Origin of the sequence: Microbacterium sp., from assembly GCF_030149085.1 — a bacterium.
GTDB lineage: Bacteria > Actinomycetota > Actinomycetes > Actinomycetales > Microbacteriaceae > Microbacterium.
Genome location: NZ_JASBSF010000345.1, coordinates 1 through 8668, shown reverse-complemented (window position 1 = coordinate 8668; position 8668 = coordinate 1). Strand labels below are relative to the sequence as shown.

11 protein-coding genes and 2 pseudogenes are annotated in these 8668 nt (G+C 66.3%); 10 read left to right on the top strand and 3 right to left on the bottom strand.

The features are described from left to right. Both Q1V87_RS14235 and lexA read right to left on the bottom strand, forming a co-directional pair. A pseudogene (locus Q1V87_RS14235) lies at positions 1–927 on the bottom strand (hypothetical protein); the annotation flags it as partial. A gap of 63 nt (positions 928–990) precedes the next feature. After that, positions 991–1671: a transcriptional repressor LexA gene (lexA, locus tag Q1V87_RS14230; RefSeq protein ID WP_300594238.1), complete on the bottom strand. Its 681-nt coding sequence runs from the start codon at positions 1669–1671 to the stop codon at positions 991–993. Positions 1672–1937: 266 nt separating this feature from the next. Between lexA and Q1V87_RS14225 the strand changes: the two genes are divergently transcribed. The 6 genes from Q1V87_RS14225 to Q1V87_RS14200 all read left to right on the top strand — a co-directional run bounded on the left by Q1V87_RS14225 (position 1938) and on the right by Q1V87_RS14200 (position 6326). Next, entirely contained in the window at positions 1938–2312 is a 375-nt protein-coding gene (locus tag Q1V87_RS14225) for a LysM peptidoglycan-binding domain-containing protein (RefSeq protein WP_300594235.1), read from the top strand. Between the two features lie 43 nt (positions 2313–2355). Next, positions 2356–3450 carry a histidinol-phosphate transaminase gene (locus tag Q1V87_RS14220; protein WP_300594232.1) on the top strand — a complete coding sequence of 365 codons (1095 nt, stop codon included), beginning with the start codon at positions 2356–2358 and terminating at the stop codon, positions 3448–3450. After that, positions 3447–4052, top strand: a complete 606-nt coding sequence (hisB, locus tag Q1V87_RS14215; protein ID WP_300594229.1) for an imidazoleglycerol-phosphate dehydratase HisB — start codon at positions 3447–3449, stop codon at positions 4050–4052. Before Q1V87_RS14220 ends, hisB begins: the two co-directional genes overlap by 4 nt. After that, positions 4049–4717: an imidazole glycerol phosphate synthase subunit HisH gene (gene hisH / locus Q1V87_RS14210; RefSeq protein ID WP_300594226.1), complete on the top strand. Its 669-nt coding sequence runs from the start codon at positions 4049–4051 to the stop codon at positions 4715–4717. Before hisB ends, hisH begins: the two co-directional genes overlap by 4 nt. A 63-nt stretch (positions 4718–4780) precedes the next feature. After that, positions 4781–5527 carry a bifunctional 1-(5-phosphoribosyl)-5-((5-phosphoribosylamino)methylideneamino)imidazole-4-carboxamide isomerase/phosphoribosylanthranilate isomerase PriA gene (priA, locus tag Q1V87_RS14205; protein ID WP_300594223.1) on the top strand — a complete coding sequence of 249 codons (747 nt, stop codon included), beginning with the start codon at positions 4781–4783 and terminating at the stop codon, positions 5525–5527. Then, the gene (locus Q1V87_RS14200) at positions 5511–6326 is read left to right on the top strand and encodes an SseB family protein (protein ID WP_300594220.1); all 816 of its coding nucleotides are present in this window, start codon (positions 5511–5513) and stop codon (positions 6324–6326) included. Before priA ends, Q1V87_RS14200 begins: the two co-directional genes overlap by 17 nt. A gap of 34 nt (positions 6327–6360) precedes the next feature. Here Q1V87_RS14200 and Q1V87_RS14195 read toward each other — a convergent pair whose 3' ends face one another. Next, complete coding sequence (locus Q1V87_RS14195) at positions 6361–6780, bottom strand: DUF1844 domain-containing protein (RefSeq protein WP_300594241.1); 420 nt, start codon at positions 6778–6780, stop codon at positions 6361–6363. A 287-nt stretch (positions 6781–7067) separates the two neighbouring features. Between Q1V87_RS14195 and infC the strand changes: the two genes are divergently transcribed. The 4 genes and pseudogenes from infC to Q1V87_RS14175 form a co-directional block, all read left to right on the top strand. Next, a complete protein-coding gene (infC, locus tag Q1V87_RS14190; protein ID WP_292712167.1) occupies positions 7068–7685 on the top strand; it encodes a translation initiation factor IF-3 in 618 nt (205 codons plus the stop codon). 46 nt (positions 7686–7731) lie between these two features. Then, the gene (gene rpmI / locus Q1V87_RS14185) at positions 7732–7926 is read left to right on the top strand and encodes a 50S ribosomal protein L35 (RefSeq protein WP_228177767.1); all 195 of its coding nucleotides are present in this window, start codon (positions 7732–7734) and stop codon (positions 7924–7926) included. 30 nt (positions 7927–7956) lie between these two features. Further along, positions 7957–8340 carry a 50S ribosomal protein L20 gene (rplT, locus tag Q1V87_RS14180; protein WP_228177768.1) on the top strand — a complete coding sequence of 128 codons (384 nt, stop codon included), beginning with the start codon at positions 7957–7959 and terminating at the stop codon, positions 8338–8340. 127 nt (positions 8341–8467) lie between these two features. Beyond that, positions 8468–8668, top strand: a pseudogene (locus Q1V87_RS14175) (RNA methyltransferase); the annotation flags it as partial.

Genomic DNA, 8668 nt, shown 5'->3' with positions numbered 1-8668 from the left:
GTAGATAACGCCGAGAGCCGTGGGTGAGAGGTCGAGCTGACCGGCGACCACAGTGCTTGCTGCAGCTCCGATTCCGAAGCCGGCGGCGAGCATGCCGCCGCCGATGAAGAGCCCCACACCGGTACCGATCACGGCGACGCTGCGGCGCCGTGCGATGACAATGGCCAGGACGAACAGGGCGATGGTGACGATCGAGAGCCACCAGCCGACGGCGTCGGCAAGTGCGTACACGGTCCGGAACGCGATGAGTGCTTCCCCGTCGCCGATGATGATCGTCTTGTCGATCGTCGGGATGAGCCCGGCAATGCCGACCCCGCTGTCGGTGAGGCGCTGCTTGACCTGATCGATGATCGGTCCCAGGGCGATCCCGAGGCCGTCGTTGTCGAGGACGAGGATTCCGCCGCCGTCCGCTGTCGCGACGGTCGTGATCGAGCGGTGGACCCCACGCAGCGCGAAGGCCCAGACATCCGAGAATGCATCCGAAGCGACGATGCGCTCGACAGCTGAGTTGACGAGGTTCTGAACACCCTGAGCCGCTGGCGCGCGTAGCGCGTTGAGCGCTGTTGCCGCGGCTGGCGGCAGTCCCAGGTCCTCGATACCGTCGAAGACCTGGTCGGTGAGACCGGCGAAGTCGACCTGCTCGTCAATCGCGGCAGTGGCCTCATCGACGATGAGCTCCTGGACCGCGGGATCCTCGGTCAACGGAGCGAAGGTCGACACGAATGCCTCTTCGTCGACCAGCTGCACGCGCGCCCAGGTGGTCACCACCGATACCGGTACGAGAATCGTCGCGATCACGATCACGAATGCTGACAGCGCCGCGCGCCACCAGCCTCCGGATCGGGAGGTTCGTCCCGCCAGGCGGGCGTTCTCTGTTTCCAGCGCGCGGATGCGCGATTCAAGGTCTTCGGGCGTCGCCGAGCTCATGGGCCCCATTCTGGCGGAAAGACCGGTCTGCGCGCCTCACCCGATTGTGGCGATTGATGCGGCTCAGACCGCGCGAAGCACCGCCACGACCTTGCCAAGAACAGTCGCTTCGTCACCCAGGATCGGCTCGAACGCGGAATTGCGGGGGAGGAGCCAGGTGTGGCCGTCCCGCTGACGAAAGGCCTTGACCGTCGCTTCACCGTCGAGCATTGCGGCGACGATGTCGCCATTGTCTGCTGTCGCCTGGGAGCGCACGACGACCCAATCGCCGTCGCAGATTGCCGCGTCGATCATCGATTCGCCGCTCACGCGCAGCATGAACAGCTCTCCCTTGCCCACGAGCTGGCGGGGTAGCGGGAAGATCTCCTCGATCTGCTGGTCGGCAGTGATCGGAACTCCCGCGGCAATGCGGCCGACGAGCGGAACCATGGCGGCGTCACCGACTGCCGGGGCGGAGTCTGCGGGGTTCTCGGCTGCCGTGCCCGGAAGATCGATCAACACTTCCATGGCGCGCGTCTTGCCGGCATCGCGTCGAAGGTACCCGCTGAGTTCGAGTTGGTTCAGCTGGTGCGTGACGCTCGAGAGGCTCTTGAGTCCAACGGCATCACCGATCTCGCGCATGCTCGGCGGGTAGCCATTTCGGGCGATCGCTCGTTGGATCACCTCGAGAATGGCGAGCTGCTTCTCGCTCAGGCTGCGGCGCCGGCGCGTGCCTGTGCGCTCCCGTGACGGCTCCTCGTTCATGTGCCCCGCTCCTGTCGCTGTTTGCATCCGCCCCGCACTCCTCTTCGAATGTCGGAGGTTGGTGATGACCTGTCTTCATCGAAACCGTAACCGCTTCAGGACCGTTTCGTGGACTACCCGTCCGCGTGTCGTGTTCGAAATATCCGCGAGATGACTCGCACTTGACAGACAGAATTATCGAAGATAACTTCGGAAGAGAGATTCGTATCCGCCACTCCTGGCCGAGCGGTGGATGCGAATCTCTCCCCGAGATAACGGAGGATGACATGACGACGATTGCTCTCGGTTCCGCACCCACGACCATGACTGCGGTGCGACCCGCTGCGACCCGGCTTCGGCTGACCGCTCGCGGTCGCGCCGTCCTGACGGCGCTTGCTGCGCTTCCGGCGGTCCTGGTCATCCTCGGGGTCATCTGGGGAGGCGGGGCCGCCCTGGCTTCCCTCGATCCCTCGGCACCGTCGGGAACCTTCGAGACAGTCACCGTTTCGGCGGGCGATTCCTTGTGGTCAATCGCACAAGAGATCGCTCCGGATGCCGACCCCCGCGACGTCGTGGCTGAGATCTCCCGCCTGAACGGCCTCACGGGAAGCGTCGTGAGCGCAGGGCAGCAGCTGGCTATCCCCCTCGCGTATACGCAGTGAGCAGGGCTGCTGAACCGAGTGCGGCGCCGTCACGCACCGTACGATGGGACGGGTGACGATTCGCCTCGATGATCTCCCGCTCCGCGATGACCTGCGGGGTCTTACCCCATACGGCGCACCGCAGGCGCCACTGCCTGTCGCTCTGAACGTCAACGAGAACACCCACCCGGTGCCGCGGGAGGTCGCCGACGACATCCTGGATGCGATCGGGCGGGCTCTCGGCGAGATCAATCGCTACCCCGACCGCGAGTTCCGGGAACTGCGCGAGGGATTCGCCGAGTACCTTCGGCACGGCCTCGTGGCCGACCAGATCTGGGCGGCCAACGGATCCAATGAGGTTCTTCAGCACGTCCTTCAGGCTTTTGGTGGGCCGGGGCGCCGTGCGTTCGGCTTCGCCCCCACCTATTCGATGTACCCGCTGCTGACGCGCGCGACGGGGGCCGAATGGGTGTCAGGGAGCCGTGGTGCTGATTACACCGTGGACGTCGAATCGGCAGTCGATCAGATCAGCGCAGCCGATCCCGACATCGTCTTTCTGTGTGCACCCAACAATCCGACCGGGACCCCGATGAGCCTCGAACTGATCGAGGCGGCCTACGAGGCGACCCGCGGGATCGTGATCGTCGACGAGGCGTACTTCGAGTTCGCGCCGCGAACTGCAGCATCGGCGCTGTCGCTGCTGCCGGGCCGGGAGCGACTGCTCGTATCGCGAACGATGAGTAAGGCGTTCGCGTTCGCGGGAGCCCGCGTTGGCTACCTTGCCGCCGATCCCGCCGTGATCGATGCCCTGCGCTTGGTGCGGTTGCCCTACCACCTCAGCTCTCTCACCCAGGCGGCGGCGCTGGCCGCGCTCGCCCACGCTCCGGTGATGCTCCAGATGGTGGACGATATCGTGGCGCAGCGCGATCGCATCTCGGCGACGGTCGAAGCCCTCGGCTATCGCGCCTACGAATCGTGGACGAACTTCGTGCTCTTCAGCGGGGTGGAGGACCCCGGTCGCACCTGGCAGCAGCTGTACGATCGCGGCATCCTCGTTCGCGACATCGGAATCCCGCGAAGCCTGCGTGTGTCGGCGGGTACCGCGGAGGAGACCACCGCGTTTCTGGAAGCACTCGCGTCGATAGACTTTCGCGCATGAGCAGCAGCCGCACCGCAACACTCACGCGAGCCACGAGCGAGTCGCGCGTCGAGTTGAGCCTTGACCTCGACGGCACCGGCGCCAGCACCATCGACACCGGGGTTCCGTTCTACGATCACATGCTCACCGCGTTCGCGAAGCACTCCCTGACCGACCTGACAATCCGCGCCGAGGGCGACGTCGAGATCGACGCCCACCACACCGTCGAGGATGTCGCTATCGTGCTCGGCGACGCCATCCGTGAGGCTCTCGGCGACAAGTCGGGCATCTCGCGCTACGGCGACGCGCTCGTTCCGCTCGACGACGCCCTGGCGCAGGCCGTCGTTGACATCAGTGGGCGTCCGTACCTCGTGCACGACGGCGAACCCGACGGGTTCGCACTGCACCTGATCGCCGGTCACTTCACGGGCTCGCTCGTGCGGCACACGTTCGAGGCGATCAGCTACCACGCCGGCCTCACGGTTCACCTTCGCGTTCTGGCCGGACGCGACCCGCACCACATCGCAGAGGCCGAGTACAAAGCCTTCGCGCGCGCCTTTCGCCAGGCCAAGGCCCTCGACCCCCTCGTGCGCGGCATTCCGAGCACGAAGGGTGCGCTGTGACTGGGGCGCCGACAACGACCGCGCGGCCGACGGTTGCCGTTTTGGACTACGGGTCCGGCAACGTTCACTCCGCCGTCAAGGCGCTGGCTCTGGCAGGGGCCGACGCGCAGCTGACAGCCGACCGCGACCTGATCATGGCCGCTGATGGGCTGGTGGTCCCAGGCGTCGGGGCCTTCCGCTCGGTGGTGGATGCTCTGCGCGACTCGCGTGCTGACCAGCTCATCGAGCGACGCTTGGCAGGAGGGCGCCCGGTGCTCGGAATCTGCGTCGGGATGCAGGTGATGTTCGAGCACGGTGTCGAACGCGGAGCCGACAGTCTCGGACTCGGGCAGTGGCCCGGGGCCGTGACCGAACTCGACGCGCCGGTGCTCCCGCACATGGGATGGAACACCGTGGATGCGGGTGCTGGCTCGACACTGTTTCGCGGGATCGAGTCGGAGCGGTTCTACTTCGTCCACTCGTACGCAGCGCAGCACTGGACTCTCGAAGCCCAGGATCCCTTCCCCAGCCCGGTCGTGACGTGGGCAACGCACGGAGCGCCGTTTGTCGCAGCCGTCGAGAACGGCCCGTTGGCGGCGACGCAGTTCCACCCCGAGAAGTCGGGGGAGGCGGGCATCCGGTTGCTCGCGAATTGGATCACGAGCCTTCCCGCGGCTACCCTCTGAACTCGTGCCTGCCCCCGATTCTGATCGGCGTGCCGCGGGCTCCGTGAACCCGCCCGAGGAACCATGAACGACTTCGCGTCAACGCCCGAACTGATTCTGCTACCCGCCGTCGATGTCGCCGACGGCAAGGCGGTGCGCCTGACCCAGGGCGCCGCCGGCTCGGAGACGAGCTACGGTGATCCGGTCGAAGCTGCCGTCGATTGGGCCCGCCAGGGTGCGCAGTGGATTCACCTCGTCGACCTGGATGCCGCGTTCGGTCGCGGCAGCAACGTCGGAGTCATCCGCAAGGTCATCAAGCAGGTCAAGGGCGTCCACGTCGAGGTTTCGGGAGGCATCCGGGATGACCGGAGCCTGGAGCTCGCGATCGAGTACGGTGCCGAGCGCGTGAACCTCGGCACCGCGGCGCTCGAGAACCCGGAGTGGGCTGCAGACGTGATCGGCCGATACGGCGAACTGGTCGCCGTCGGGTTGGACGTGCGCGGCACGACCCTCGCGGCTCGCGGCTGGACGCAGGAGGGCGGCGACCTGTGGGCGGTGCTCGACCGCCTCGAGGATGCCGGGTGCAGCCGCTATGTCGTCACCGATGTGACCAAGGACGGCACGCTCCGCGGGCCCAACCTCGACCTGCTTCGCGAGGTCGCGACCCGCACTCCGAAGCCGGTCATCGCCTCGGGTGGCGTGGCAACGCTGGACGACATCGCGGCGCTGCGGGAGCTCGTCCCCCTCGGAGTCGAGGGCGCGATCGTCGGGAAGGCGCTGTATTCGGGTGCCTTCACCCTGGCCGAGGCACTGGATGTCGCCGGAGGCTGAGGACCCGCAGCGCAACCCGCATGCGCACGCCCACGGATCGGATCACACCGCCGACTCCGCCGGTTTCCCCTGGGCCGGCCGCAGCTTCGAGGCGAACCCCTTCGCCGGTGACGACGGGTCAGCCGACCCGGTGTTGATCGGTGCGATCGAGCGGTTCCGGACCGGTGAGGCTTCCGTCGTCGAGGTGATCGATGCCTACCGATCCGCGCGCCTTCTCATTCCCCTCGTCGCTGAGAAGGGCGACGAGGGTGTCGGTGCTCACGGGCTGACGGTGGACAAGACGCAGGAGTTATCGATCGTCACGGTCGCCGCTCCCGACGGCAGGCGCGTGCTTCCGGTGTTCTCGTCGGTATCGGCGATGAGCACGTGGGACCCGGCAGCGCGGCCAGTCCCGGCCGACGGGGTGCGCACGGCGGCAGCTGCTGTCGATGACGGCACTGACCTCATCGTCCTCGACCCCGGCTCCGAGACCGAGTTCGTCATCCGTCGCCCCGCCGTCTGGGCCATTGCGCAGGGCCACGAGTGGGAGCCCGCGCACACCTCACCGGAGGTCTTCGCCGGATTCCAGGAAAGCATCGGTGCGGAACTTTCCGTTCTCGATCTCTCGCTGGCACCCGCCGACCCGCAGGCGCGGGGGAGAGGCCCCGAGGTCCAGGTTCAGCTGGACATCATGCCCGGCCTTGACCGCGAAGAGCTGGATGCCGTGCTGCAGCGGCTCGCGAAGCGCTGGGCAGCCGATGACCGCATCGCGGTTCTCGTGGATTCCCTTGCCGTGAAGATCCGGCGCTCGGCGGTCTGAGTCGATCCCGGCGCGGGTGTTGACGCGCTTCGGCTCAGGTGACCGGACCGGTCCACTTCTCGCCCGGCCCCTTGCCGATGGGGTCAGGGATCACGGATGCTTCGCGGAACGCGAGCTGCAGCGAGCGCAGGCCATCGCGCAGCGAGCGAGCGTGCATGTCGCTGATCTCCGGAGCGCCGGCGGTGATCAAGCCCGCGAGTGCATTGATGAGCTTGCGGGCCTCGTCGAGGTCCTTCTGCCTGTCGGGGTCGTCGGCAAGCCCGACCTTCACGGCCGCAGCACTCATGAGGTGCACAGCGGTGGTCGTGATGACTTCGACAGCCGGGACGTCAGCGATATCTCTGGATGCAGCGGCAGCGGCCTCGGCATCCTCCTCCCAGCGTTGCTCGCGCTCGCGGTCTCGGCGATCGGCCGATTCGCTGGTGGATGCTGCAGGGTCGGAAGAACCGGGAATCGTCGACACGTGTTGCCTTCTGCTAGACTCGTGCGGGCTCCGGAGCACTTTGCGCCGGACACGAAAGAGGATCACATCCCACCCGCGCTTGCCGCTCAAGGCTACCGGGTCCACGAACTCCGCTTCCCCCGGCAATCCGATTGCCTGGAGAAGTAGCGCTCGACGAGCTGTCGAGCGTCAGGGTGAATGAAGCCGATGCAGAGCGTCGAGCGGGTGGAGTGTTCTGATCTCATCCGCGGCGCACCTCGTGTCGCGGTGCCTTACACCCGCACGAAGAGGAGTTCCGCATCAGCGATCCCCGCATCAACGAGCGCATTCGCGTGCCCGAGGTCCGTTTGGTCGGTCCCGCAGGCGAACAGGTCGGTGTCGTTCGCATCGAAGTCGCGCAGCGTCTGGCTCAGGAGGCCGATCTCGATCTGGTCGAGGTTGCCCCGAACTCGAAGCCGCCCGTGGTCAAGATCATGGACTACGGCAAGTTCAAGTACGAGGCTGCGCAGAAGGCGAAGGAAGCGCGACGCAATCAGGCCAACACGGTCCTGAAGGAAGTCCGGTTCCGCCTGAAGATCGAGCCGCACGATTACGAGACCAAGCGCAAGCACGCGGAGTCGTTCCTGAAGGCCGGCGACAAGGTCAAGGCGATGATTCTGTTCCGTGGTCGCGAGCAGTCGCGCCCCGAGCAGGGTGTGCGCTTGCTCCGCAAGTTCGCCGAGGACGTCGCCGAGTTCGGCACTGTTGAATCGAGCCCCACGATCGACGGCCGCAACATGACGATGGTGATCGCACCGCACAAGAACAAGTCCGAGGCGAAGGCCGAGCAGAACGCACAGCGCGCTGCCACCAAGGAGGCGGCACGTCAGTCCGCCCGCGGTGAAGCCCCCGAGCCCACGGCCGCTCCCGCCGAGTAGGCCCCCAGACTCCCGCCCGGCGGGAACCACAACGAAGGAAAAGAAGATGCCGAAGCAGAAGACCCACTCGGGTGCCAAGAAGCGCTTCAAGGTCACCGGAACCGGGAAGATCAAGAAGCAGCAGGCGAACCTCCGCCACAACTTCGAGGGCAAGCCCACCAAGCGCACTCGCCGCCTGTCGGCGGACAAGATGCTCGCCCCCGGTGACGCGAAGGTCGCCAAGAAGCTTCTCGGCATCTGAGCGCCACGGTACGAACAGGAACGAAACGAAATGGCTAGAGTCAAGCGGGCTGTCAACGCCCACAAGAAGCGTCGCGTCATCCTTGAGCGCGCGTCCGGTTACCGCGGGCAGCGCTCGCGTCTGTACCGCAAGGCGAAGGAGCAGGTCACCCACTCGCTCGTTTACGCCTACCGTGACCGGCGCAAGCGTAAGGGCGACTTCCGTCGCCTGTGGATTCAGCGCATCAACGCTGCAAGCCGCCAGAACGGCCTCACCTACAACCGCTTCATCCAGGGTCTGAACCTGGCCGGTGTCCAGGTCGACCGCCGTATGCTCGCCGAGCTCGCGGTCAATGAGCCGAAGGTCTTCGCTTCGCTCGTCGACACCGCCAAGAAGGCGCTGCCCAGCGACGTCAACGCACCCAAGTCGGCCTGATCGGTCGCTCTTGCCTGAAGGGCGCCTCCCGTGCGGGAGGCGCCCTTCGTGTCGTTCGCGGAATATATGCTCGGTGGGCCCCGCAATGGCGCGGGAATCGCCGTCGCTGTACCTCTAAACTGGGCCCGTGCTGGAGAATCCGCGATCCCCACGCGTGCGCGCGGTCGCGAAGCTGTCCAAGCGCAGCGCGCGACAGGAGACCGGGCTGTTCTTGCTCGAGGGACCGCAAGCGGTTCGCGAGGCGCTGACCTATCGATCTGATGCTCTCGTGGAGCTCTACGCGACTCCCGGCGCCCTGGATCGGCACAGCGACATCCGGGACACTGCC